The organism is Rhizobium etli CFN 42 (assembly GCF_000092045.1).
Classification (GTDB): Bacteria; Pseudomonadota; Alphaproteobacteria; order Rhizobiales; family Rhizobiaceae; genus Rhizobium; species Rhizobium etli.
Genome location: NC_007761.1, coordinates 773,157 through 798,995, shown reverse-complemented (window position 1 = coordinate 798,995; position 25,839 = coordinate 773,157). Strand labels below are relative to the sequence as shown.

24 protein-coding genes are annotated in these 25,839 nt (G+C 57.9%); 3 read left to right on the top strand and 21 right to left on the bottom strand.

The window, feature by feature from the left end; all coding sequences use genetic code 11:
- Positions 1–6: 6 nt before the first annotated feature.
- From RHE_RS03840 to RHE_RS03770, 15 genes are all read right to left on the bottom strand, one after another.
- Entirely contained in the window at positions 7–744 is a 738-nt protein-coding gene (locus RHE_RS03840; protein ID WP_166486888.1) for an SGNH/GDSL hydrolase family protein, read from the bottom strand.
- Positions 716–2,557: an asparagine synthase (glutamine-hydrolyzing) gene (gene asnB, locus RHE_RS03835; RefSeq protein ID WP_011424117.1), complete on the bottom strand. Its 1,842-nt coding sequence runs from the start codon at positions 2,555–2,557 to the stop codon at positions 716–718. The genes RHE_RS03840 and asnB overlap by 29 nt, the downstream gene beginning before the upstream one ends.
- Before the next feature lie 14 nt (positions 2,558–2,571).
- Positions 2,572–3,756, bottom strand: coding sequence for a glycosyltransferase family 4 protein (locus tag RHE_RS03830; RefSeq protein WP_011424116.1), 1,185 nt, complete (start codon positions 3,754–3,756; stop codon positions 2,572–2,574).
- Positions 3,737–4,906 (bottom strand): glycosyltransferase, encoded by a 1,170-nt coding sequence (locus tag RHE_RS03825; protein WP_011424115.1) that lies wholly within the window; start codon positions 4,904–4,906, stop codon positions 3,737–3,739. Before RHE_RS03825 ends, RHE_RS03830 begins: the two co-directional genes overlap by 20 nt.
- Positions 4,903–7,710, bottom strand: coding sequence for a glycosyltransferase (locus RHE_RS03820; protein WP_011424114.1), 2,808 nt, complete (start codon positions 7,708–7,710; stop codon positions 4,903–4,905). The genes RHE_RS03825 and RHE_RS03820 overlap by 4 nt, the downstream gene beginning before the upstream one ends.
- Before the next feature lie 117 nt (positions 7,711–7,827).
- Entirely contained in the window at positions 7,828–9,159 is a 1,332-nt protein-coding gene (locus RHE_RS03815) for an ABC transporter ATP-binding protein (protein WP_011424113.1), read from the bottom strand.
- Positions 9,156–10,028 (bottom strand): ABC transporter permease, encoded by an 873-nt coding sequence (locus RHE_RS03810; protein WP_011424112.1) that lies wholly within the window; start codon positions 10,026–10,028, stop codon positions 9,156–9,158. Before RHE_RS03810 ends, RHE_RS03815 begins: the two co-directional genes overlap by 4 nt.
- A complete protein-coding gene (locus RHE_RS03805; RefSeq protein ID WP_042117939.1) occupies positions 10,028–10,897 on the bottom strand; it encodes a class I SAM-dependent methyltransferase in 870 nt (289 codons plus the stop codon). The genes RHE_RS03810 and RHE_RS03805 overlap by 1 nt, the downstream gene beginning before the upstream one ends.
- Positions 10,894–11,538, bottom strand: a complete 645-nt coding sequence (locus tag RHE_RS03800; RefSeq protein WP_011424110.1) for an acyltransferase — start codon at positions 11,536–11,538, stop codon at positions 10,894–10,896. The genes RHE_RS03805 and RHE_RS03800 overlap by 4 nt, the downstream gene beginning before the upstream one ends.
- Positions 11,502–12,119 carry an acyltransferase gene (locus RHE_RS31390; RefSeq protein ID WP_073990362.1) on the bottom strand — a complete coding sequence of 206 codons (618 nt, stop codon included), beginning with the start codon at positions 12,117–12,119 and terminating at the stop codon, positions 11,502–11,504. The genes RHE_RS03800 and RHE_RS31390 overlap by 37 nt, the downstream gene beginning before the upstream one ends.
- A complete protein-coding gene (locus RHE_RS03790) occupies positions 12,106–13,077 on the bottom strand; it encodes a glycosyltransferase (RefSeq protein ID WP_011424108.1) in 972 nt (323 codons plus the stop codon). Before RHE_RS03790 ends, RHE_RS31390 begins: the two co-directional genes overlap by 14 nt.
- Before the next feature lie 276 nt (positions 13,078–13,353).
- Positions 13,354–14,469 (bottom strand): glycosyltransferase family 4 protein, encoded by a 1,116-nt coding sequence (locus RHE_RS03785; RefSeq protein ID WP_011424107.1) that lies wholly within the window; start codon positions 14,467–14,469, stop codon positions 13,354–13,356.
- Between the two features lie 108 nt (positions 14,470–14,577).
- Positions 14,578–15,381: an anti-sigma factor family protein gene (locus RHE_RS03780; RefSeq protein WP_011424106.1), complete on the bottom strand. Its 804-nt coding sequence runs from the start codon at positions 15,379–15,381 to the stop codon at positions 14,578–14,580.
- Positions 15,378–15,983 (bottom strand): RNA polymerase sigma factor, encoded by a 606-nt coding sequence (locus RHE_RS03775; RefSeq protein WP_042117931.1) that lies wholly within the window; start codon positions 15,981–15,983, stop codon positions 15,378–15,380. Before RHE_RS03775 ends, RHE_RS03780 begins: the two co-directional genes overlap by 4 nt.
- 44 nt (positions 15,984–16,027) lie before the next feature.
- Positions 16,028–16,564 (bottom strand): tetratricopeptide repeat protein, encoded by a 537-nt coding sequence (locus RHE_RS03770; RefSeq protein WP_011424104.1) that lies wholly within the window; start codon positions 16,562–16,564, stop codon positions 16,028–16,030.
- Between the two features lie 169 nt (positions 16,565–16,733).
- Here RHE_RS03770 and RHE_RS03765 point away from each other — a divergent pair, with 169 nt between their 5' ends.
- The 3 genes from RHE_RS03765 (at position 16,734) to RHE_RS03755 (ending at position 19,607) form a co-directional block, all read left to right on the top strand.
- Positions 16,734–17,786 (top strand): type III polyketide synthase, encoded by a 1,053-nt coding sequence (locus RHE_RS03765; RefSeq protein ID WP_011424103.1) that lies wholly within the window; start codon positions 16,734–16,736, stop codon positions 17,784–17,786.
- Positions 17,783–18,286, top strand: a complete 504-nt coding sequence (locus RHE_RS03760) for an isoprenylcysteine carboxyl methyltransferase family protein (protein ID WP_042117928.1) — start codon at positions 17,783–17,785, stop codon at positions 18,284–18,286. The genes RHE_RS03765 and RHE_RS03760 overlap by 4 nt, the downstream gene beginning before the upstream one ends.
- A gap of 73 nt (positions 18,287–18,359) precedes the next feature.
- Positions 18,360–19,607 carry an NAD(P)/FAD-dependent oxidoreductase gene (locus RHE_RS03755; RefSeq protein WP_011424101.1) on the top strand — a complete coding sequence of 416 codons (1,248 nt, stop codon included), beginning with the start codon at positions 18,360–18,362 and terminating at the stop codon, positions 19,605–19,607.
- Here RHE_RS03755 and RHE_RS03750 read toward each other — a convergent pair.
- The 6 genes from RHE_RS03750 to RHE_RS03725 all read right to left on the bottom strand — a co-directional run bounded on the left by RHE_RS03750 (position 19,597) and on the right by RHE_RS03725 (position 25,717).
- Positions 19,597–20,136: a gluconokinase gene (locus tag RHE_RS03750; RefSeq protein WP_011424100.1), complete on the bottom strand. Its 540-nt coding sequence runs from the start codon at positions 20,134–20,136 to the stop codon at positions 19,597–19,599. The genes RHE_RS03755 and RHE_RS03750 overlap by 11 nt on opposite strands.
- Before the next feature lie 27 nt (positions 20,137–20,163).
- Complete coding sequence (locus tag RHE_RS03745; RefSeq protein WP_011424099.1) at positions 20,164–21,117, bottom strand: peptide ABC transporter ATP-binding protein; 954 nt, start codon at positions 21,115–21,117, stop codon at positions 20,164–20,166.
- Positions 21,114–22,130, bottom strand: coding sequence for an ABC transporter ATP-binding protein (locus RHE_RS03740; protein ID WP_011424098.1), 1,017 nt, complete (start codon positions 22,128–22,130; stop codon positions 21,114–21,116). The genes RHE_RS03745 and RHE_RS03740 overlap by 4 nt, the downstream gene beginning before the upstream one ends.
- The gene (locus RHE_RS03735) at positions 22,130–23,020 is read right to left on the bottom strand and encodes an ABC transporter permease subunit (protein WP_004676183.1); all 891 of its coding nucleotides are present in this window, start codon (positions 23,018–23,020) and stop codon (positions 22,130–22,132) included. Before RHE_RS03735 ends, RHE_RS03740 begins: the two co-directional genes overlap by 1 nt.
- Before the next feature lie 9 nt (positions 23,021–23,029).
- On the bottom strand, positions 23,030–24,034 hold the full coding sequence (locus RHE_RS03730; protein WP_004676182.1) for an ABC transporter permease subunit: 1,005 nt from the start codon (positions 24,032–24,034) through the stop codon (positions 23,030–23,032).
- Positions 24,035–24,121: 87 nt separating this feature from the next.
- Positions 24,122–25,717, bottom strand: a complete 1,596-nt coding sequence (locus tag RHE_RS03725; protein ID WP_004676181.1) for an ABC transporter substrate-binding protein — start codon at positions 25,715–25,717, stop codon at positions 24,122–24,124.
- Positions 25,718–25,839: the final 122 nt, after the last annotated feature.

Genomic DNA, 25,839 nt, shown 5'->3' with positions numbered 1-25,839 from the left:
GTTACACTACTTGTTTGCGGCAGCGCAAGAACCCGACAAGCCTGAAAGCAGCTTTTCCGCAATGACCTGATAGGTTTTGGCTGCGGGGTGGACACCATCGACGGTATAGTGTCCCTGCCACTCGATCCGTTTAATTTCCTGGTTCATATCAAGAAGCCTGACACCCGCCTTTTCTTGCACCACTTCGCGAATGGCATCATTTAGCTGATCGATAAGCGATGGATCGAAATAATCGGCGCCGAGCGGCATGCCGGGTTCAACCGGCAGAATCGTCGATGCGGTCACCGCCGGAATCATGCTCTGCAGCTGTTCTATTAGACGAGCATAGTCCGTCTTCCACCTTTCTACATAGTCGGCCGGCAAATCCTGACCTCGTCGCGCGTCATTGACGCCGATCGCAACAATCACTTCCTTCAATTTCGAGGAGTTCGGACTGCGAGAAATCGCGGTCACGAGAATGGAGACATCCTTTATACCCCCGCCGCCAAGACCTGCATTTATCATCCGGCAACGGCCAAATGGCTCGCCAAGCCATGCCTCGATTATACTGTCGCCGAGAACCAACACGCCGTCTTCGTTAAGCTGCGCCAAATGTGAAAGAATCATAGTGTCGCGAATATTGATGTGCTCTCCCGCCAATACCGGCCCGCAGGAAAGGAGGAGAAATCCGAAAACGGCGCCAGAAATAGCGTAATTTCGCATAAAAACCCGCAATTTACGCATATTCGCGTGTGAATTCAGCAATGGGTTGCTTTTCGATATGGATACGAACCCAGCATTCGAGCAACACCAGCTTGTACAGGAATGGAAGATCGAACTCGCCAAGACCGGTGCGGGACCGGTTCGCATCAACCAACCCCTGCCTCACCAACGCACCATCCGAAACAAGCGGCAGGAAGCGTTTCACAATTCCACTCATCCATTCCCGAACGGGCGGCGTGAACCCTTGTTTCTTCCGCGCCAGAACATCGGCGGGTAAAACATCGCGGAGCGCTTCCACCAGAAGCCACTTGTGAGGCTTGTGCCAGTCTGTCAATCCGTCGTTTCGCATCCCGGTAACGCGGTCCACCAATTCCGAATCCAGCAAAGGCAAGCGTCCTTCCACCGAATGCGCCATCGTCATCCGATCCATCAGCGCCAAACAGTTGGACCGCAACCAGGTGCGGTTCAGCAGATTGGAGACGGCAAGATGAAGCGGCTGCGACAGATCGAGACTTGCGCCATCCAACCATAGATGTTCGGGCAGCCTGTCTCGTTCCCCCGCCGGCATAAGCTTGCGCGACCAGATGTCACCGTTGCGTAAATCGGCATGAACGCCGAAGAAATCGGGCTTCTGGGCGACTTTCTTACCGTTCAGGCGCTTCCACCAGGGCGATTTGATTGGTGTCCCGGCAAGCAGCGCCTCGTTTCGCGTCATGGCGTCGCGCACCCACCCGTAACCCCAGAAGAATTCGTCTCCCCCAAGTCCGGACAACAAGACAGGATAACCCGCCTCGCGAGAGGCTTTGGCAACGGTATAGTAGCCAAAGGCTGCGATATCGCCAATCGGCGTATCCATGGCCGACATCAACTCCGGGAAGGAGTCGATCACTGTGCCGGTATCGAGTTCCACTTCGGTGAAACCTATGCCGAGTTCCTTTGCCAGGGTTGCCGCGAAACCGCGCTCGTCAGTATCGGGTCGCCCCTTGTAACCGATTGTGAAGGCATGCAGTTGACCCGGAAAATGACGTGCGGTTAAAGCCGCCACGAGGCTAGAATCGATCCCCCCCGACAGGGCGACTGCAACAGGCACATCCGCCGTTCCCATCAGGCGGCAGGCATTGTCCAATATATCTTCTGTTACGGCTACGGGGTCGCGCGAATCTTCGTGAACGTTTGACGTATCCCAATATGGTTGCGGCAACGCCTCCAAGTCATCAGGCTTCAACAGCATATAGTGCGCTGCAGGCAGCTGCTCCAGACCCTGCAGGACCGACGCAGGCTCGGGCACATATTGAAACGTCAAAAAGAGATTGAAAGCCTCCGGCGACAGCCTCAACGGTTTCGGCATCACCGTCGTCAGGCTGCGAATTTCACTGGAGAACCACAAATGACCTGCCCCATCCCGGTGGAGGTAGAGCGGCTTTTCGCCCATCCGATCCCGCGCCAGCAGAAGAACATTCTTCTTCGCATCCCAAAGCGCGAAGGCAAACATGCCGCGCAGTTTGGCGAGACATTCAATCCCATATTCTTCGTAGGCATGAATGATGGTCTCGACATCGCTCAACGAACTGAATTGATGCCCTCGTGTCCGGAGGACTTCCCGCAACTCGTTATGATTGTATATTTCACCGTTGCATATAATGACAATGTCGCCGGCCTCGTTGAAGAGCGGCTGTTTACCGCCGGCAAGATCGACGATCGAAAGACGACGCATCGCCAGCATCGCGTGTTCTGCAGAAAATATGCCTTCCGAATCAGGTCCGCGGTGTTCGAGCAACCTGTTCATCTCGCGCACGCTGGAGATTTCAACCTCTGTCAAAGGGGCAAGAGAAATCACTCCACTGATACCGCACATATCTTCCGTTCCTTTCAGATTGTCCGGGAAAAGGCCACCGCCTCCTCCACTATCGCTACAAACTTGCGCGCCGCCTCGATGCGCACGGAATTTCTTCGCTTGACCGCCTCTTGTTCCAGATCCAGCTGAGGCCCCGGCGTCAAGGTTGGCCACAGATCGGAGATCGCACCCGCGAGATCTTCCGCATCCGATGTCTTGAAGAGGCGGGCATGCTCGAGCCCTTCGACCTGTTCCGCATGAACCGCAATATCGGATACGATCATCGGTCGCCCCAATGCCTTAGCATCTTCGATCACAGTGCTCCAACCTTCGAATCGTGAGGGTTGGAGCACTGCTGCCGCCACCCGGAACAATTCGAGCTGATCCTCGCGCGGCACAACCCCCAGAAACCGCACCCTGTCCTGAAGGCCCCATGTTGTAAGAGCCTGAACCAGCGATTCAAAATAGCCGGGATTGCGCCTGTCCGCCTGGAGGCCGGTGCATACAAGAAATATGTCATCAAAGCGGTCGCTCAAAAGCTTCAACGCTCTGAATGCGGTCTCGTGATCCTTATGCTTCCAGAAATGATTGGCAATATAAAGAAACTTCTGCGGCAAATCATAACGCTGCAGAACTTCCCGATGCCTGTCTTGCGACGCCGGCTCCAGGCTACTGCAAAACGACCATACGCGCGGCATCACCGTGGCTTCAGGGTAGAAGCTTCGAAAATCGTTCATAGCCGCGTTGCTGGAGAGCAACAAAAGGCCGGTCGAGCCGGCGATGTCGGCCATGCTTTTCGTTCTGATCCCCAGTTCACGCGCCTCGAAGAGCGCCGGGAAGTAGAGCGGCTGAAAGTCCGGTATCCAGTAGAGATTCCTCCTCCAGCGTTGCGTGACATCGAACACTGGGAAATATACCTCGTCTCCGCGCGCCCGGAAAAAGCGGCCGATCCGCGGCCACCGACGAATGGACGCGCGATGAAGCCGGCGCAATTTGGCAACCGAATTCGAATATGCGGCTGCCGATTGGTTCTGCACGACCGCCGAGTGGGCTAACAGCCGCTTCGCCAGCGCCGTTTTCGACGACGACAGGAAGGCAAGACGAACATCAGGGCGTTGATCCGAAGGAAGCACGGACAAAGCAGCCAGCAGATTGTCGATATAGATCGAACCGCCAAGCCATTGGTCGTCTTCGTGGAATTCAACACAAAGGGTCGACATCGGCTCTGCCCATTTTCCATGCCTGACGTGCTATATCGCAGAATTCCCGAGCGGAGTTCAGCAGCAATCTTTGCACTTCCGCGCGCGCCTTCCGTTCCATCTCAGCGTCTGGGCCAGGTGGAAGTTGCTCCCACCTTTCCGCCAGCAAGCCCGCCAGTTCTTCGTCCGACTGTGGGTCGAAATAAAAGCAGCGGCTCGGCGCCTGCTCCCTGTGAACAGCAAGATCTGAAAGAAAGATCGGCCGGCCTACCGCACGAACATCTTCGACGACGGTACTCCATCCTTCGAATAAGGATGGCTGCACGACGGAAGCAGCATGGCGGAAAACTTCAGTCTGCTCCTCGCGCTCGATCAATCCAAGGAGATGAACCTGGCCCGACAAGCCCGCATCCTTGATGAATTCCGCCAATTCCATAAAATGAGCCTCATTGCGTCGATCCGACTGAGCACCCGTGCAAACGAGTGGGATTGTCAGATTGCGATCCCGTTTGAGACGCGCCAACGCTCGCAGAACGGTGATATGGTTCTTGTGAGCCCAGAACTGATTTGGCAGATAGAGATACTTTTCAGGTAGTTCAAACCGATCGACCGTAGCACGAGACGCCGGCTGCCTGGTATCGAGCCGAGAATGAAACCGCCACACCCGGGCTACGGCAGTGTGACCCGGGTAGAATTTTCGAAAATCGGCGGCCGCCACCTCACTGCTCAACACGACAACACCTGGCTTTGCCGCGATCTCACCGATTGAACGATCACGTGCAGCAATCTCTTCGGCAGAAAAGAGATGCGGGAGATAACGATGTTGAAAATCGGGGATCCAGCGCACGGTGACCGCGCCCGGAACCTCGGAACCAAAACCGGGATAAACCACGTCAACCGAACCTGCGCTTTTCTGCGCCCAACCTAATCGGCGCCGAATTCGCGACACGAGACCCGCGGCATCGGCCTCGAAGATCGCCCGATCTTCATACCCATCAAGGAACCGCTCAATGACGTGAGCCGCGCCCAGCAAGCGCACAGCGGGACGTTCGCTCTCGGGCAATTGGGACAAGCCGATTGCAAGATTCCGCAGATAGAGCATTCCGCCCATCCAGGCTGGATCGTCGATAAGTTCGATGCCAATACGGAACTGGCTGGACGAGCCTCTCATTCGGCCACCCTCGTCTTGCGCGTGGCCAAATACCAAGAAACCGTGCGCCCGATCTTGGTAACGGGATTCCACGCCCTCCTGCGGAGCTGCCCCAATTCCGTGCTTGCAGCTTCGCCGCCAAAATTTATGGTGTTCAACGCATACCATTCATGACAACGAGTGTGACGCAAAATACCTCTTTGCAGAAGCTCGTCGGCAATCAACCCGTGCTCTTCTATGTGTTCACGTTTGAGAGGCCCTGGTGCCATCGCGAGGTAGACCGGCAACCGAATGATGCCCGGAATAAGCTTAGGTTGGCAAACGACGTCCGCTCCATCCCTGCGGATGGCTGCGGCGAACCGAGAAAAGGTTCTTTTCTGGCCCTTGACAACAGCCAATATTCTCCAAGGCAACGTCAGGAGAACGTAGAGGGGGAAAAAGAACCACCTCGCCGGCGTCCTCAAGGTGAAATCGGCGACGACCCGTTTAACCAAACGAAATCGAATACGGTTGCGATATTCATCTGGTGCATGCCGCGCGACGAATCGCCAGTGATCCCCGAAATTACTCATTGAGCGACGCGAAAATACTTCGTGCCAGATTGCTCTAAAACTGGAACTTCCATTTGTCGGTACGATCCCGGTTTCTTCTATATGAGCCAGAATCTGTGTTTCGTAGGTGACCCCTAACCGGAACCCCTGTTCTTTAAGCCGGCAGAAGAATTCATAGTCGGCGAGATAATGCGGCAGCATATCTGCATCAATATTTCCGACGGCGCGTATCATACGCAAAGGTATCAGGCTTCCGCGACCAGGCAGCACATCAACGTCATCGCAGAAACGCTCACCATCATTAATGGAATGCTTTACGGAAAACGTATAGGTCGCCCAATCGATATATTCGCCAGCATCAAGGACACGTGTCGCGTCATGACTGTCGACAATCAATCCCCCAACTGCCGCATCATAGAACTCAGATGTCTCAACCAATTTCTCCACATAGTTGGGCGGAAATTGCGTATCGTTATTCATCATAAGTACATAGTCGTCGATACTGCCGCTGTGACGCAAGACATAGTCGACACCCATGGCTACCGAACCGCTCCACCAAAGCTCGGCGTCCGAGGGGGTGAGGACCGTGACATCGGGAAATTCCGAACGGATGATCTCCTGCGTCCCGTCCGTAGAACCGCCGTCGGCTATGATGATCTGGAGCGGACCATAGGTTTGTTCTTTGAGATATCTGATGCACTCGCGAGTAAAATGAAGACGATTAAAAACTGGAACAACCGCATAGACAGTCGAATTTTGACAATTTCTGCTTCGAACCCCAGCGTCAAATTCGGAAGTCCCCGAAATAAGCCGGCGGTTGCGAACAACGAATGCAGCCTCCTCGACGGATGTTCCTCCGCCTATCGCCTCCAACTCGATACTGAGTACGTCTCCAGAAGGAACCGTGGTTATATCCACCTGTGCCGGCACCCAGTTCTTGCTCCTGACCGGATAGGTTCCGACGGCAGCGCCGTTCAGCACGACCTTGACAGCTTCAACTCGTGAAGAACCATCAAGGGGTAACGACAGATCAAAAGCAACAATGGAATGCTCAGAAGGGCGCCGCATGAACCAGCGCCCACGCCGATATGCGGTGCGGGCATGCTGATACTTTTGCGGTCGCCGCCAGCCGTTCAGCAGCTCAAACTTACTCCCCTGATCTCCTGGAAATGGCAGATCAACGTATTTTCGAGGCATCATCGGCGCAAGCTTACTGACTGCGTTCGACGCGGAACTCATCCACGATACGTATTCCTGTGCAGACAACACTCCGTTTGTCTGTAGCCGCGCGGGTTCCGGCCAAACGTCCTTGAGTCGCACTCTCATTGCGATGGACCCACTGCGCTTCGCAAGCATCGGCCCATCTTTCCTCAGATTCCATTGCTTTAGATGAGTGATCGTGCCGATATCCGGCGCGTCATAGAGAATATGGGTCAAAACCTCAACGTCCAGAATCTCCGACTGTCGCTCAAGCGTTGATATGAAATCAGAAAATCGCGGAATGCCTTCATTCACGCCCAGCAGGACGGCGGGATCCTTATCGAATATCTCGAGCTCCAGATCATCGCCCGTTTCACTTGGCCGGAACGAATCGCAGGTCGTGATTAGAACACCATTCGGCCGCAAAACACGCAACATCTCGAAGATTGCCGCAGGCACATTCCGCATATGATGTAAGGCGGCGTTACAAAATACGGCATCAAAACTTGCATTCTTAAAAGGTAGACAATGGGAGAACCCCCCGACCCAGCGGATATGGGGAAAATTCTTCAGCCCTGATTCGGCAAGAAGCGGAGAAAACTCCAATGCCGTTACATCGCCGCCCAGCAAAGAAAGACGATGGCTGTCGAAACCTAGCCCCGCTCCCACATCAAGGACCTTAAATCCGGCAAGGGATATGTCCCGGGTCAGATGGCTGACCTCGGACCACTCCCCGTACCGATTCAAAAAAACCGATGCTTTCTCCGGCGGGACCTTTTTAAGAAAGGCATCTTTGTCTGTCGCTTGATCATAGGCAAGCAACAAAGCTTCCCATTCTTCTACGACACTTGGCGTTATCCCGAACCTGTCACGATGTCCAACATTGGCGGCGATTTCGATCAACCCAAGAAGATCTTCTTCTTCATAGTCGCCAAAGAAAGGCACGCCGAGCACTTTTTGATAGGTACGAGCGCAGTCGGCACATGCAAATATATTGCATTGACCGTCACCCGCCGGCACAATGTCATTGTTGCAGGCTACGCATCGTATATCGCTCAGATCAAAGGTATACATCAACTCAGCCCCCTGCAGATCGACGCCCGTCATCCCCATCAACAATCACGAGGAGCATTTTTATCCGAAGATACGGAACATTGACGCTCGCTTGATGAGTAGCCTTCTTTCCAACACTTATTTATCGCCATCCAGAGCACTGTGCGTGAACTCAGCGTCAAAATGCATGACAGCGTTCGGCTCGGAATAAAGAAACTGATCTCGAGGACTCAGCACAACCAAATGCGCGCATTTCCACCAGAGGAAGAGATGCGTACCGACATGTTTGCTGACGACCGAAACATTGAACGCATAGGCGCCCGGACGGAAATTCTGGTTAGGAACCTCGATCTTGAAGGTATACTTTCCGGGTTGCAGCAGGGGGATCGGTGATCCCTGCTCATAATTATCCAGCGTCACAATACTTCTATAATGCACAGCATCCAGAACAACACGTAAAATAAAATTTTCGACGGGGCGGATTACAGTGACATCGACCTCTATTATGAAGGGCTGGCGAAATTCCAGTTCCGAAACTTGTCCGTCACCATTGACTGAAAGCACCCGAAAATCGGTGCAGATCACATCTCCCGTTCCAGGTCTCTTTTCAGATTGGCCCAGAGGACCTGCAACGGCTTGCAGTTCTCCGGCCTGCTGTGCATGGGCTTCCGCCTGCGAGAACTGAATGTCCGATCTACGTGCGTTCTTCGAATTCTGATCGTCATAGGCGCGAATGACGTCCTCGATTGGCCCATCGACATGAACTCTTCCCCGATCCAGGAAGAGACCGCGGTCGCACACAGCCCAAATAGCGCCCGGAGCATGTGAAACGAGGATGATGGCAGTCCCATTCCGCTTCAATTGCAGGATATGGTCATAGCACTTCTTCTGGAAATTAAGGTCGCCGACCGCAAGAACTTCATCCATCAGCAGGATATCGGGGCGGCTCATCGCCGCAATGGCAAAACCGAGACGCACGAACATCCCGCTGGAGTAATTCTTGACCGGAAGATCGATGAACTCGCCAAGCTCCGAAAAAGCAATGATCTCGTCCATCAACCCGTCAATCTCTTTGGTTGACAGGCCAAGCAGTGCGCCGTTCACGTAAACATTCTCACGGCCGGTCAGCATCGGAGCAAAGCCTGCGCCCGCCGCGATCAAGGCGCCCACACGGCCCCTTACCTCGACACGCCCCTTATCCGGCGCGTAGACGCCATTCAGTATCCGCAGGAGCGTGGTCTTGCCGCAGCCATTGACACCCATGATCCCGAGCGCTTCGCCGCGATGCAATTCAAAACCGACGTCATTCACGGCCCAGAATTCGCCTTCGCGCAGTACGTCGGTCGTGCTGGATCGGCCGACAAGCTTTCGACCGACGTCCCTCATTCCGTATTTCATGGATTGACGCAGGGTAAGGCCGAACTTCTTGGAAACACCCTCAGCCCGAATGGCCCATTCATCAGCACTCATAGTCGTTCTGCTACTTTGTCTTTAATGAGGTAAAAGGCATGCACACCGAGCCAAAGCACCAGAATTGAAAAAACAGTCGAAAATACATACCCCCAGGCGTCCGGAACGGTGCCGAGTACAAACAGGCTTCGCGGAGTGTCGACGAGATAGGTGAGCGGATTCCAGCGGACGATCCGTTGCAGCGTCAGATTTTGGAAATCAGCGGTATAGACGACCGGAGTGACATACATCACAAGATTGATCAGGGTACTGAACATACCGGTTACATCACGCGCAACCGCACCGATGACCGAAAGCATCAGTCCTATTCCAACACCCAGCATGATGATCGGCAAAACGGCCAGAGGATAAAGTAGAGCCCACGCCGATGGCATACGGCCGAACACGGCCATGAGAAGAGCTAGGACGAAGAGATTGACCAAAAGGTTATAGAAGAGCGACGCCAAGCCCGTAATTGCCAGCCCGATCTTCGGAATGTTGGTCCTCATTACCAGATCGCTATTGCTGATCAAACCATTTGCAACCACCATCAGAGCGTTGACGAAAACACCCCAGATTGTCGTGCCGACGAAAACATAGATCGGATAGGGAAATGCCGTGTCGCCCGGATTAAGGATACCGGTCAATTGCATGAAAACGAAGCTGGCGATACCGAGCAGAGGCACGAGAACGATCCAGAGATAGCCAAGCAGCTTCTGTCGAAAACCGGCGACAAAATCGCGCACGAAAAGATGCCAGAGAATATGGCGCGACCAGTAGAGTTCACGGCTTGCAAGCAGGAGTGACCGAACAGGCCCCAACGCTTCGCCTTGGGCTTCGTACCTACGGATGACCTTGGCTGGCCGGCTATCGAAGCTATTCTGCAGCATCAACGCTTTCCATTGATTTCTGCCTTGATTGCGACGAAGGAATAAAGTCGCCCCGGCGTATTGTCCCGGCCGTTGATGGCGGAAACCAGCATCTTCATCAGCACCCTGCCGAGGACGTGGCCCTGGCTGAACAGCATGTTCGTCAACGGCCTCCCAACAATCTCTGCAACCGGGCGAGTGCAATGAACGAAACATTGCTCAGGCGTCATTGGGAAATAGTTGATTGGCGAATCGAGCGGCGCCATAACTTTGTCGAGATGCAGACCGGCATTTTTTATCGCCGACTTATATTCGCCCAGAAGGAAAGCATTTTCCCCGCCGTAGAATTTATGAAGCGAATGAGCATTCAGAAATGCCTGGAGATCGTCTTTCTTGCTCAGCACGTGCTCGCGAGTCGCCACCATGACACCGCCGGGCTTCAGAACACGGAAAATCTCACGGCAAGTCTGCGGCAGGTCTCGCGCATGATGAAGGACCTGACGGCAATTGACGACATCAAATGTGTTGTCGGCAAAAGGCAATTGCTCGGAAAATTCGCTCACTACATTAAAGTTTAGGCCACTTGCGCGCGCCAATGAGTGAATAGCGCCGGCTCCTACTAGGTCGCTCGGATCCGGCTCCAGAGCAGTCACCTCCCAGCCATCGCGGGCAAGCGCATAACTGCTGATACCGCGCCCTGCGCCAAGATCCAACGCCTTGCCGTCAGGCCGCGGCAACAGCGCCGCAATAGCTTTCCATTCAGCACTCTGCCAAAACCGTAGTGCGGCGCCTTCCAACGGATCGTCAAAATAACACGCACGCACGAGAAATTGTTGATCAGGCTGATTGCGCAACCACCGGACAGCTTCTTCCCAACTCATACTCATCATGATTTCGGCAATTCCTTGATCACCCGCGCGGGATTTCCGGCAACCAGAGTCCACGGGTCAACATCCTTTGTGACGACAGATCCAGCGGCGACGACCGCCCCTTCTCCAATCGTTATTCCTTTCAACACGGTTACATTCATACCGAGCCAAGTCTTATCTCCAATTTTTATCGGAGCCTTCTCGACAACCGCCCAGTCCTTGGATTCGCTCGCCTTTTCAAGGCCTCCCGACAAAAGCCCTTCACGCCACTTACGAACATCCTCGGCACGGTTGCGCCAATCGACGGAATGTGAATCGTGATCGACAATTGTGCAGCCCCAGGAGATAAGGACATTATTTCCAATCTCGATGTGGTCGGCGCAAATGATTTGAGAACCTCCTACATAGCTGTCATTCCCAATGTGCACCGTGCCAACATCACGCTCGAGAACAATCCTGCAAGAGAGAACGGAATCCTTGCCAAAGAATACCCGTCCGTCGGACTTGCCGGATCTGCAGTCAATGACACACCCGGCCAGCAAGGCGCCATTGGCATTTACTGAGTAGCCAACGGTTGAATTTGCATTCGCATGCGCCTTACGCATCTGGCGATAGACAAACCCGGCTAATCGATTGGAGATATTTCTGGCGATATTTTGCATCTATAAACCACTCCAGGCGGGACGTCATGCGTTACGATTGCGCCGGCCGAAATTACGCTGCCCGCTCCTATACGAACTCCTTTCAGAATAGTCACGCCGAAGCTGATCCAAACATCGTCCTCAATAACAATAGGAGCGGAGACGATGCCCGGAAGATCCTCCTTCGCTACCGGATGGCCTTTCTGAATAATGTCCCTGAAATGCTGATGCCGCTCAGTCGCATTTGCCGAATGAGCGGTTCCGTCATGGATATTGACGTCGTGAGCAATCAACACGCGATTACCGATCGTAATCGATTCCATCGACCATATCTCGCTGCGAATGCCCACATAGCACCAGTCCCCGATGGTAACCTGACCACCATGACCATATGTCTGAAGTCTACCCCTTACGAAGGAATGATCTCCTATTGCGATACGCTCCGGACCGCCGGCGAAATTTCCGATTTCAGCCTCTTCGCCGAGTTGTGAGCCGCTGCCAAGTGTGCAGCTCTTCAGCCTTGCCCTGCGTCCATGAACCTCATCTAGCTGCCGGGCGAACCACGAAAAGAACCGACGTTTTACACGGTCACCCAAATGCATGAAGCAGCCTTGACTTGAGTCCCCGTGCAAAAGCTTTGAGCTTGAGCCCCTCACCCGCCTTATGCGTTCGCAGCGCCGTATCCGCCTGCATCGAGCGGAAGAAGTCTTCCAGTTGCGAGAGATGCCTAGCATCGTAGACGACGCCGGAAGGAAACGACACTGCAGATGGAAGCACAGGCGTCACGTAATCCGTCACCTCTCCCTGACCAAGAAAATCATCATCGCCGCAATGGACGCCGGATCCGTCGAAACCGCCATTCCAGACAAGGCTGCGGCGCGGATAAAGAACTAGGCCGCGCCGGCGCGACACAGCGTACCACCACAGGATACCCCAGGAATCATTGCGTCCGGCGATGCGGTCTTCCAGCATTGCTGAAAACATACATGTTCCGTTGAGATCAAATAATTGCCGCCACGCGTTGTCTCGCCTGGCCTCCTCAAGGTCCTCAGGCACCCAGGAAAAATGCTGCCATGCGCGCTTCCAGGTGGCCCAGCCCCATGTCGTCGTGACCGGCAGCATGAAGGCGTCGGCTTCCACGTCGGACGGTGGGCTCAGCGTCAAGCCACCGACTTGCATCACGCTCGTCTCATTCTCGTATCGATCGAGAGAGTCGATCATGAAATGAAGAAAATCAGGGTTGACGACGAGATCGTCCTCAACGACGACAACGCGTCCATATTGATCGCAAAGATCGCTCACGCCCGTGAAGATAGATTTTGCGAGACCAAGATTGCCGGGCCGCTCGACAACGGTTGCGTTCAGCCTTGGCGCCCAGCGGCGCAGAACTTCGCGTGTCGCCTCGACACCTGCCTGAGCGGCTTCCGTTTTGGGACCGTCAGAATAAAAATAAAAGTCGCAATCCTCTATCCGTCTCGCTCTGCACAAGGCGTCAAGCGCGCGCTCAGTATGCTCGGCTCGATTGTAGGTAAAGATGGCAACCGGCGTTCTGCTGCTCATCTATCAAAACCCAATTCTGTTCGCTGCATCAGAATGACCGACAGAGCCATGCATTCCACGATTCGTGCTCCATAGGTCTTCAACATCATGTTGTGCGAGCGACAATACGGTCCAGCGACCGCCGTCCAACATCTGCGGTCGTGCATTTCTGTGTTCGATTAGTTTAGGGGTTGTGCTTTTGCAAGCGAATTATGCCTTTATTCATATCCATTCTGGTCGACTTCCCACCACAAGGACTCGCCGCCGACCACCTGACATGAAAGCAAAAGATAGTGCTCAGCGGGAACCGGCCACGTTCCGATAGAGTTCCGCATAGGATTGCGCCATCCGTTCGGCGGTGAAATTGACCTCATAGCGCTGCCGGGCATTGACCCCATAGGAGATCGCCAACGGATCATCATTCCAGAGCCTTGCCATGGCCTGTGACAAAGCAGTCGTATCATTCGGCGGAATGACCAATCCGGTTTCTCCATCCAGGTTGACGAAGCTGGTCCCCGTACCGATTTCGCATGAAATCATCGGCTTGCCGCGCATGGCGGCCTCGACAAGCGACAGACCGAACGCCTCGGAGCGCAGGTGCGAAGGGAATACCAGACCCAGGCTGAGATCCAGAATCGCAACCTTGTCGGCATCCGGCAAGCCTCCGAGAAAATGAACATTGGATAGGTTCTGCTGGCGAACCGTTCTTTTCAATTCATCCTCAGTCGGTCCATTACCAATTAGAACGACGTCGAAACCCGTTTGCCGGGCCGCTTCCAGCAGGACGTGCACGCCCTTATAATATCGCAACACGCCGATGAAGAGAAAGAACCGCTTCGGAAGCCGGCTGCGCCACCGGGCCTTGGCTTCTTCCGCCACGACAGGATAGTCACCCTCGCTCAATCCGAGTGGAATGACGCTGGTCTTGGAACTGAAAGCTCGTAGGACCTCGCTGGACTGAAGGTAGTTTGGAGAGGTCGCGACGATGCGATCCATGCCTCTTAAAAAACGAGACATAAGCGGCCGGTAGAACTTGAGAAGCGTCTTCTGCTTCACGATGTCGGAATGGTAGGTCACGATGGCCGGCTTGCCGTGGCGGGTCGCAAGGTCGACAATGTCCATCAACGGCCATGGAAAGTGGAAGTGAATGATATCCGCCTCTTTGCTCAGCTTTCGGAAGTGACGGAAAACATCGCGGGAGAAACCGGTCGAGGCGAACTCGAAATCAAGCTTTGCCTTGTAGGCCATATGACCGTCGAACAACATCGTGTTGGTATCAGGAGACGGGCTCAGGGAAAGAACCTCGGAGCAAATACCATGTTTTTGCGTGCCCTTGGCAATGGCGTGGATTGTTCGTTCCACGCCGCCGAAAGTATCCGGCCAATAGGTCTTGAAGAAATGAAGGACTCTCATCCGGGATTCGGTATCCGTTGTTGGCCGCGCTTTTCACGACGCCGTTAGCCGATTACGAGCGCTACGCCAACAGGATACCTATGTCCAGGTGCTTCTGGCGATCAAAACTCACACCGCCACCCTCCCCCGCATCTCATCCGCAATCGCCGTCATCCTGTCCGCCGGCGCATGCCCAATCAACATGAAGGCGTGCGTCGCATTCGACCAGTAGACGACGTTCATGCCCTTGCGGCTTTCGACGTCCGGCGCCTTCGGCCCCGCGTCGGACCTGACGATGCAGAGCGCCATCGGGCCGGTTTCGGGGTCGAGATAGGCGATCTGGGCGAGCGGTTTGCCGTCATATTGCAGCAGCAGAGCGCGCTTGAAATCGATGCCCGGAAGCGCGACGGCTTCGGGGGAGAGCGACAGGCCGAGTTTCTCGTCAAGCGGGCTGAGCTGGGCGGCCTGTTCCTCTCTCGCGGGCACGTGACCGGCGAGCGTTTCCGGGGTGTAGAGGGAAATATACTCGGCGACGACGGCGCGCCATTCGCTGTTTTCGTCCTTTGCCGAAAAGTTCCGTCCGATGCCGATGACGGCGCGGTCGATGGCGATGCCGCCGACGAGCGAAGCAGCGAGCGCGCCGAGCAAGCCCCGGCGGGTCGCGAAGGCGGCCACGGCAGCAGATTTTGCGCTTTCACGTGCCGGGATGGCGGCGAGCATTGCCTCCAGCCTCTCGCGCGGGGCGTCCCGGAGCAGCGGGGCAAAGGCTTGCTCGAACGGCAGGCTGGCGCGCGCCAGGAACTCCAGCCGTTCGGCGACGCTCTTGTCTTCGTTCACCATGGTTTCGATGCGCGCGGCCTCTTCGGCCGTCAGTTCGCCATCGATGAAGGCGGTCAGTTCCTCGTCGGAGGGAATGGTGTGTTTCGTAATCATTGCCGTCCCCCTTCCGTACCGTCGCCGGAGAGCCTGGCGCGGGCAGACGCCAGCCGGCTCATCACGGTCCCGATCGGAATATCCAGTATGCCCGCAACCTCGCGATAGGAAAGCCCTTCGACATAGGCGAGGAATACCGCTGTTCTCTGCGCCTCGGGCAGCGCACTCACCCGTCTCAGCACCTGGCTCGCCATCACATGGGTCTCGGTGTCGTGCGCGCCGTCGAAGATCAGCACCTCGCTGGCATCGACGAAACCCTGGCCTTCACGCACCCGGCGGGAGCGGATTTCGTTGAGCCAGATCGAATGCAGGATCGAAAACAGCCAGCGGTCGAGCCGGGTGCCGGGGACGAACTGATCGGCGCGCTCCAGCGCGCGCAGGCAGGTCGCCTGCGCCAGGTCGTCGGCGACGTCGCGCTGATGCGAGAGAACGAGACCATAACGCCAGAGCCTTGCCAGATTTTCGGTCAGGCCGCTCCTGATATCCGCTTCGCTGGCGATGGCCGCCTCCGACGATCCTGCATTTTTGGAAACCGCCGGGTGAACCGGCGATTCCGTTCTCGCGCGACTATAGGCAGGAAATGAGGTAAGCGCGACCGACATTCTCACATGCCTTTCCGGTTCCATCTTCCCGCCCATGCCGGCAATCAGATCTTCGACGGATTGAGGATGGCCGCGTTCAGATCCTGATACTCCTCGCAGGCTGTGCCGCAGATCGCCTTGATGGTCGTCAGCTGCTCCTTGGCGAGATCGAGCCTGCCCTTGATGACATAGGCTTCGCCGAGATATTCGCGGACCTTGGCGTATTGCGGATCCATCTTCACCGATTGAAGATAATAGGAAATGCCTTCGTCGGTGCGGCCGAGTTTGCGGGTGGCGTAGCCGCGGTAATTCAGCACTTCGGCGCTGTTCTGGTCCTTGACCGTGTCGAGCATGGCAAGCGCCTCCTCATAACGGCCGGCCTTGGCCAGCGAATAGGCATAATCGGTGCGGTTCTCGTCCGAGACGTTGGCGCTCTGCTGCTTGACGCATTTCTTGGTCTTCTGGTCGTAGATCTCGCCCTTCTTGCAGGTCGGCATCGTGCTGTTGTCATTGCCGACCGCAAAGACCGGGCCGGAGAAGAGGGAGGCAGCAAGGCAGCCGCCGAGAAGGATGGAAGCAAAACGGGCTGTCATGATCGTCATGGGAAAACTCCTGGAAAGTGACGTTGCGAGGAGAAAACACCGTTACCCCGGGCTTTATTCACCAGGCTTCCTATTTTCTCCATCACGGCTTCGTGACGCCACCGCGGCCGAATAAATCATCGGGACCGGGTGTTCTCAGTGTTGCGCCGGGAACGACAAGGAGAATTCTGTGACAGATAGCGTAAAACTGGTCAGCCTCGCCGTCGCAGCACCCGAACATGTCATTTTCCAGCAACAGGCGCTCGAAGCCTCCGCCCGGCTGTTTGCCGACCGCTTCGAGGATTTCCGGCATCTTGCCCGCGTCTTCGACAGCGCCGGCATCCAAAAGCGCCATGCTGCGCGGCCGCTTGCCTGGTTCGACGAGCCGCATGGCTGGCAGGACCGGATGGAGGCCTATGCGGAGGTGGCGAGCAAGCTCTTTGTCGAAGCCGCCAGCTCGGCCCTTCATCAGGCGGGGCTCGAGGCCGGCGATGTCGACTGCGTCGTCACGGTCTCCTCCACCGGTTTTACGACGCCGAGCCTCGATGCGCAGATGGCCCGCCGGATGGGTTTCAGGGCCGATATCGAGCGGGTGCCGGTGTTCGGGCTCGGCTGTGCCGCCGGAGTGTCGGGTTTTGCGATCGCCTCGCGGCTGGCGCGAAGCCGGCCGGGCGCCGTCGTGCTCTTCGTCTCGATCGAGCTCTGCACGCTGGCCTTCCGCCTCGACGAGTTGACGCGGCCGAACATCATCGCAACGGCGCTTTTCGGCGACGGCGCCGCCGCCTGTGTGCTGCGATGGGGCGATGGCGGGCTGGCGGAAGTGGAATCGACCGGCGAACATCTCTTCCCCGACACCCTCGATATCATGGGCTGGAAGATCGACGATGGCGGCTTCGGCATCGTTCTGGCGCAAGCCCTGCCGCCCTTTGCCGAACAGGAGCTCGGCCCGGCGGTGACGGCCATTCTGGCGCGCAACGGGCTGACACCCGACGATATCGGCCGCTTCATCTGCCACCCCGGCGGCACGAAAGTGCTGGCCGCGATGGAGAGCGCGCTGTCGCTGACGCCGGGCGCTCTCGATCATGAGCGTGGCGTGCTTGCCGACTACGGCAATATGTCGTCGCCGACCATTCTCTTCGTGCTGCAGCGGGCGATCCGCGCCGGATTGCCGGAGCGCGCCGCGATGATCGCCATGGGGCCGGGTTTCTCGGCGAGCTGCGTGACGCTGAGGAGAATTTCATGATGTGGCCGTCAATCGCGCTGCTCACCTTCGTGACGCTGCAGCGGCTTGGTGAACTCGTCCTTGCCCGGCGCAACACCGCCGCCCTCCTCGCCAGAGGCGCCAGGGAAGTGGCGCCGGAGCACTATCCCGCCATGGTGGCGCTGCATGCCGGCTGGCTCGTCGGGCTCTGGCTGCTGGCGCCGGGCAGGCCGGTCGATCTCTTCTGGTTGGCGGTGTTCATGGGGCTGCAGGCCCTGCGGCTCTGGGTGCTGGCGACCTTGAAAGATCGTTGGACGACGCGCATCATCATCCTGCCCGGCGTACCGCTCGTCAAATCGGGCCCCTATCGCTTCCTCCGGCACCCGAACTACGCGATCGTTGTCGGCGAGATCGCCACCCTTCCGCTGGCCTTCGGACTCCCCCTTTACGCGATCGGCTTTTCGCTTCTTAATGCCTGCATGCTCTCTATTCGCTTGAAGGCCGAAAATGCCGCACTGAAAAGCGCAATGATTTTGAAATGAATGCGATTTTTCGTTTGCGCTGCCGTATCGGTGGGAGCATTTTCACCCCGATAACAAAGCGGAATGCAGGGGAATGACGAAAAACGCGATCGTGCTCGGCGCCGGTATCGTTGGCGTGTCGGCAGCCATCCATCTCCAGCGCCGCGGCCGGCAGGTGACATTGATCGACCGCAAGGATCCGGGCAGCGAAACCTCCTTCGGCAATGCCGGCCTGATCCAGCGCGAAGGTGTCGCGCCGTATGGCTTTCCGCAGCAGCTCAGCCTCTTGCTGCGTTATGCTTTGAATAACCGCATCGATGCGCATTACCATCTCAACACGCTGCCGAGCCAGCTCGCCTTTCTCGCCCGCTACTGGTGGAATTCGAATGCGCGGCGGCATGCGCTAATCACCCGGGCCTATGCGCCGCTGATCCAACATTCGATTGCCGAGCACAAGGATCTGATCGAGGCGTCGGAGGCGCAAGCGCTGATCCGCAGGAATGGCTGGGTGAAAATCTTCCGCACTGAAGCCAAACGTGACGAGGCTCTGGCGGAGGCCGCACTCTGGCAGAATGAATTCGGGGTGGACTATGACAGCCTGACCTCGGCCGATATTGCCCGCATGGAGCCCGACATGACAGGCGATTTTGCCGGCGGCATCCATTGGCGCGATCCCTGGTCGGTGCTCGACCCGCATGCGCTGACCTCAGTCTATCGCGGCTATTTCGAAAGCCTCGGCGGTCGCTTCGTCACAGGCGACGCCGCCTCATTCGGCCCGTTCGGCTCGGGCTGGAAGATCATGACTGCAGAAGGCCCGCTCGAAGCCGACGATGCAGTAATCGCGCTCGGCCCCTGGGCAGCTCTCGCAACGCGCCGGCTCGGTTATTTCTTTCCGCTCGGCGTGAAGCGCGGCTATCACATGCATTATGCCGCCAAGGGCGATGCCGTGCTCAACAGCTGGATGCTCGATGCTGAACGCGGCTATCTCCTGGCGCCGATGCGCCGCGGCATCCGGCTGACGACGGGAGCGGAGTTCGCAACGCTCGACGCGCCGAAGACGCCGGTCCAGCTCGACCGGGCCGAAGCGGTGGCTCGCACGATCTTCCCGCTCGGCGCCAGGCTCGATCCCGAACCGTGGATGGGCGCACGCCCCTGCACGCCCGACATGATGCCTATTATCGGCAAGGCGCCGCGCCATCAGGGCTTGTGGTTTGCCTTCGGCCACGCCCATCACGGGCTGACGCTCGGGCCGGTGACCGGCCGGGTGCTCGCCGAGCTCATCACCGGCGAAAAACCATTCATCGATATTACGGCCTATTCGCCGGAGCGTTTCAACCCGTGACGCCGAGCAAGGCAAGGCCCTTGAGCGCCGCTGCCGCGATGCCATCGATCGTATCATCGATGTCGACGGTGACAACACCCGCCTCGCCTGTCGGCACCTCCAGCGTCGCTAGTTGGCTTTCGAGCAGCGAGACCGGCATGAAATGGCCCTTGCGCTCGCCCATTCGTTTGGTCAGCAGGTCTTTGGAGCCTTCAAGGTAAACGAAGAACAGATTGCCGCCAGCGGCAGCCCGCAGCCTGTCGCGATAGATGCGCTTCAGCGCCGAGCAGGAGACGATGATACCGTCGCCTTGTGCAAGCGAGGCCTTGATGTCTTCGCCGATGCGGTCGAGCCAGGGCATCCGGTCCTCGTCTGTCAGCGGAATGCCCTTCGACATTTTCTCGACATTGGCGGCCGGATGCAGCGCATCGCCTTCGACGAAAGTCAGGTGCAGGGCTTCCGCCAGCCTCTCGCCGACGGAGGACTTGCCGCAGCCGCTGACCCCCATGACGATGATCGCATGGGGCCCGTTCAACCGCTCTTCCGGCATGATCCCTCCGAGGCTTCGACTTCCCGCTCAATCGAGCGGGAAGTGACAGGCATATTTTTGCGCACCTTCTCCACTTAGTTCGGGAGAAACCTGACGGCAATAGTCCTGCGCCTTCCAGCAGCGCGGATTGAAGTGACAGCCGGATGGCGGCTTCAGCGGCGACGGCAGCTCGCCCTGAAGGCGGATGCGGTTCTTGGCGCGCTCCGGATCGGCGATCGGCGTCGCCGACAGCAGGGCGGCGGTATAGGGATGGCGCGGCCGGGCGAAGACCTCGGCCGCCGGACCGGTCTCGACCGGACGGCCGAGATACATCACCATCACCTCGTCGGCGATGTGGTGGACGACGGAGAGGCCGTGCGAGATGAAGAGATAGGCAAGCCCCATCTCCTTCTGCAGATCCATCAACAGGTTCAGCACCTGCGCCTGGATCGACAGGTCGAGGGCCGAAACCGGTTCGTCGAGCACCAGCACTTTCGGCCGCAGCATCAGGGCGCGGGCGATGGCGATGCGCTGGCGCTGGCCGCCGGAGAACATATGGGGATAACGACCATGGTGTTCCGGACGCAGGCCGACGCGGGCCATCATCTCCTCGACCTTGCGGCGTCGGGCGGCGGCATCAAGATCGGTGTTGATCTTCAGCGGCTCTTCCAGAATCGAGCCGACCTTCTGGCGCGGGTTGAGCGAGCCGTAAGGATTCTGAAAGACGATCTGTACCTGGCTGCGCAGGCTGCGGTCGCCGATGCGCGCAGGCTTGCCGTCGATCAGCAATTCCCCGGCCGTCGGGTCCTCGATCATGGTGACCAGACGGGCGAGCGTCGACTTGCCGCAGCCGGATTCGCCGACGACGGCAAGCGTCTTGCCGGAATGGAGGCTGAAGCTGACGCCGTTCAGAGCCTTGACGGTGGCGTCGGCTTTGAAGAGACCGCGATTGACGGTGTAGAAGCGGGCGAGATCCCTGCCCTCGAGAACAGCGCCCGTCATACCAGGTCTCCTGCAGTTTCATTGACCATGACGCCGGGATGCCCGAGCGGCTTGCCGTCCTTCAAAGGATAGTTGCAGAGCGCCAGGCCGAGCTCCGGTCCCTGGCGGACGACGCCGCGATCGCATTCGACGGTGGCGTAGCCGCAGCGCGGCGCGAACAGACAGCCGGTCGGACGGCCATGCTGGCCGGGCACGACGCCCGCGATCGAGGGGAGACGATGGCCGACCTGGGCGCGTTCCGGCAGCGCGGCGAGCAGGGCTGCCGTATAGGGATGATGCGGATCGCGGAACAACGCCTTCACCGGCTGTTCCTCGACCTTCTGGCCGGCATATTGCACCTGCACGCGCTCGGCGGTTTCGGAAACGACACCCATGTCGTGGGTGATCAGCACCAGCGCCATGCCCTGTTCCTTCTGCAGGCGCACCAGCAGATCGAGGATCTGCGCCTGGATTGTCACGTCGAGCGCCGTCGTCGGCTCGTCGGCGATCAGCAGCTTCGGATTGCAGGCGAGCGCCATGGCGATCATGACGCGCTGGCTCATGCCGCCCGACATCTGGTGCGGGAAATTCGACAGCCGGTCTTCCGGCGCCGGAATGCCGACGAGGCTCAGGAGCTCGATCGACCGCTCGCGGCGTTGCTTCCGGTTGAGGCCCATATGGACACGCAAGGTCTCGCCGAGCTGGAATCCGACCGTGAAGCACGGGTTAAGACTCGACATCGGCTCCTGGAAGATCATCGCCATGTCCTTGCCGACGATCTTGCGGCGCTGACGACCGGAAATGCCGCGCAAGTCCTGGCCGTCGAACTGCATGCGGTCGGCGGTGATCTTCGCCGTCCAGGGCAAAAGCCCCATCAGGGCGAGCATGGCGACCGATTTTCCCGAGCCGGATTCACCGACGACCGAGAGGATTTCGCCCTTGTCGCAGCTAAGCGAGACGCCATCGACGGCGCGGAAAAGACCTGATGAGGTCTGGAATTCGACGGTCAGATTTTCGATTTCGAGGAGCGGCATCACGACCTCTTCAGCTTGGGGTCAAGCGCATCGCGCAGGCCGTCGCCCATCAGGTTGATGGCGAGAACGGTGATGAGGATGGCAAGACCCGGGAATGTTACGACCCACCAGGCGCGCGAGATGAATTCGCGGGATTCGGCGAGCATCGTGCCCCATTCGGGTGTCGGCGGCTGCGCGCCCATGCCGAGAAAGCCGAGGGCTGCAGCATCGAGGATCGCCGCCGAGAAGGCGAGCGTCGCCTGGACGATCAGCGGCCCAAGACAGTTCGGCAGGATCGTCTTGAACATCAGGCGCAGCGTGCCGGCACCGGCGACACGCGAGGCGATCACATATTCCTTCTCACGTTCCGAAATGACCGAGGCGCGCGTCAGGCGGACGAAATGCGGCTGGTTGACCAGCGAAATCGCAATCATCGCGTTGGTCAGGCCGGGCCCGAGCACGGCCACCAGTACGAGAGCGAGCAGCAGCGACGGGAAGGCCAGGATGATATCCATCAGGCGCATGATCGCCGTATCGATCCTGCCGCGGAAATATCCGGCGACGAGGCCGATCAAAACGCCGCAGACGACCGAAAGCGTGACGACGACGACGCCGATGAATAGCGAGAAGCGCGCGCCGTAGATCAGGCGCGAGAGGATATCGCGGCCGACGGCATCGGTTCCGAGCGGGAATGAGGCGCTGCCACCCTCCATCCACGCCGGCACGGCGAGCAGCGCCTGGCGGTTCTGCTCGTTCGGTGCATGCGGCGCAAAGACCGGCGCGAAGACGGCAACGACCAGAATGAGGATGAAGACCACGAGGCCGATGACGGCGCCCTTGTTGCGGGAGAAGTAATGCCAGAATTCCGCAAGAGCGGATGGCTGGCCGGTTTTGACGGTGACCGTGCTCATGGACCGCTCCTAGTGACGAATGCGCGGATTGATGAAGCCGTAGAGGACATCAACAATCAGATTGACGAGCATGATGACGCCGGCGATCAGCAGAAGACCGCCCTGGACCACGGCGTAATCGCGCTTGAACACCGAATCGACCATCCATTTGCCGATGCCCGGCCAGGAGAAAATCGTCTCGGTGAGGATGGCGCCGGCAAGAAGAACGCCGATCTGCAGGCCGATGGTGGTGATGACCGGGATCATCGCATTGCGCAGTGCATGCACGCCGACGACGCGCAGCGGCTTCAGCCCTTTCGAGCGCGCGGTGCGGACATAATCCTCGCCCAGAACCTCGAGCATCGCCGAGCGCGTCTGACGGGCGATGACGGCAAGCGGGATGGTCGCCAGCACGATGGTCGGCAGGATGAGATAGCTGACGGCGGAGGCAAAAGCCCCCTTCTGCCCGGACAGCAGGCTGTCGATCAGCATGAAGCCGGTGACCGGCTTGAAGAAATACATCAGCGAAATGCGGCCGGAAACCGGTGTCCAGCCAAGATAGCCGGAGAAGAAGATGATCAGCAGCAGGCCCCACCAGAAAATCGGCATGGAATAACCGATTAGGGCGACGCCCATCACACTTTGATCGAACCACGTGCCTCGCTTGACGGCAGCAAAGATGCCGGCGGGCACGCCAAGACAGACGGCGAGGATGATGGCGCAGAAGGAAAGCTCGAGCGTCGCCGGAAACAGCGTCAGAAATTCGCCGAGGACCGGCCGCTTGGTGACGATCGAGGTGCCGAGATCGCCCTGCAGCACTTTTCCGAGATAATCGAAATATTGCGCATACATCGGCCGATCAAAGCCGAGATCGTGCATGATCTGGGCGTGCCGCTCCGGCGCCATGACACGCTCACCAGAGAGCAGCATGACGGGATCGCCGGGAAGCAGGCGGATGAACGAGAAGGCAATCAGGGAAACGCCGAGGAATGTCGGGATCAGCACCGCGAGGCGGCCGATGAAAAAACGCAACATGGCAGATGTCCAATAGTTTCCGGCGGTCAGGGGGTTCCTGACCGCCGGCTGCGCCCAGCTCTGCCGGGCATTCTTACATTATTCTTGTTATTCGGATACGTCGACGCCGTCGAAACGGTGAATGCCGAGCGGGTCCATCTTGAAGCCCGAGACCTTCTTGCTCATCGGAACGAAGACGAGCGAGTGGTCGAGGGTCGCCCAGGGGGCTTCCTTCTTGAAGATGAGCTGCGCCTGCTCATAGGCCTTGGTGCGCTCGCCGACGTCGGCCGTCAGCTTGGCCTTGGTCATCAGGTCGTCATATTCCTTGTTGCACCACTGGGCGCGGTTGTTGCCGCCGACGGCATCGCAGCCGAGCAGCGTATCCATGAAGTTGTCAGGGTCGCCGTTGTCGCCGGTCCAGCCGAGGATGACGGCGCCGTCGCGCTTCACGTCGGAGGAGAGCTTCAGATATTCGGCCCATTCATGGGTGACGATCTCGACCTTGACGCCGATCTTGGCGAAATCGGCCTGGATCAGTTCGGCGGCGCGGCGCGCGTTCAGCATGTAGGGACGCGACACCGGCATCGCCCAGACCTTCATGCTGAGATCCTTGACGCCGGCATCGGCAAGCGCCTTCTTGGCGGCCTCAGGATCATACTTGTCGTCCTGAACGGCGTCGTTATAGGACCACATGGTCGGCGGGATCGGGTTCTTGGCAACGGCGGCCGCACCCTGGAAGACGGCGTCGATGACAGCCTGCTTGTTGATTGCCATGTTCAGCGCACGGCGGACTTCCGGCTTGTCGAACGGGGCCATCTGGGTGTTGTAGGCGAGGAAACCGACATTGAGGCCGGCCTGTTCCTGAACGGTCAGATTTCCATCCTTCTTCAGTTCCGGAACGTCGGCGGCATTCGGATAGGGGATCAGGTGGCATTCGCCGGCCTTCAGCTTCTGAGCGCGGACGGCGGCGTCGGAGGTGATAGCGAAAACCAGATCGTCGATCTTTTCCTTGCCCTTGAAATAGCTTTCGTTCGCCTTGTAGCGGATGACGGCATCCGGCTGATAAGCGACGAAGGTGAAGGGGCCGGTGCCGAGCGGCTGCTGGTTGAGCTGCGCCATCTTGCCGTCGGCGGCAAGCTTGTCGGCATATTCCTTGGAGACGATCGAAGCGAAATCCATGGCGAGGTCGGCCAGGAACGGCGCTTCAGGATGGTTGAGCGTGAACTTGACGGTGAGGTCATCGACCTTTTCGACCGACTTGATCAGCTCCGGAAAGCCCATGCCGGCAGCGTATTCGTAGGAACCGCCCTCGACATACTTGTTCCAGGGATTGTCGGCCTTCAGCTGGCGCTCGAAGGAGAACACGACGTCGTCGGCGTTGAAATCGCGCGTCGGCGTGAAGAAGTCGGTGGTCTGGAACTTGACGCCGGGATGAAGCTTGAAGGTGTATTCCGTGCCGTCGGCCGAAACGCTCCAGCTGTCGGCGAGCCCGGGTTCGATCTCGGTGCCGCCATGCTTGAATTCGACGAGGCGGCTGTAGACCGTGCGCGACGAGGCGTCGAAGGTCGTGCCCGACGTATAGAGGCTCGGGTCGAAGCCTTCCGGCGAACCCTCGGAGCAATAAACAAGGGTCTTGGACCAGGCCGACGTCGCCATGACCGAAATCAGGGCCGTCGCTGCCAGCATGACAGAGATCTTTTTCATAATATTTGTTTCCCGGTTGTTCTTTTTTAATGTCTGGAGACCGCAGATTAGCATCCCGATCGACGGTCGATGGAACGACATTTATCTACTGAAAGCAACGGGCTACGGAGAAAATTTTTCCA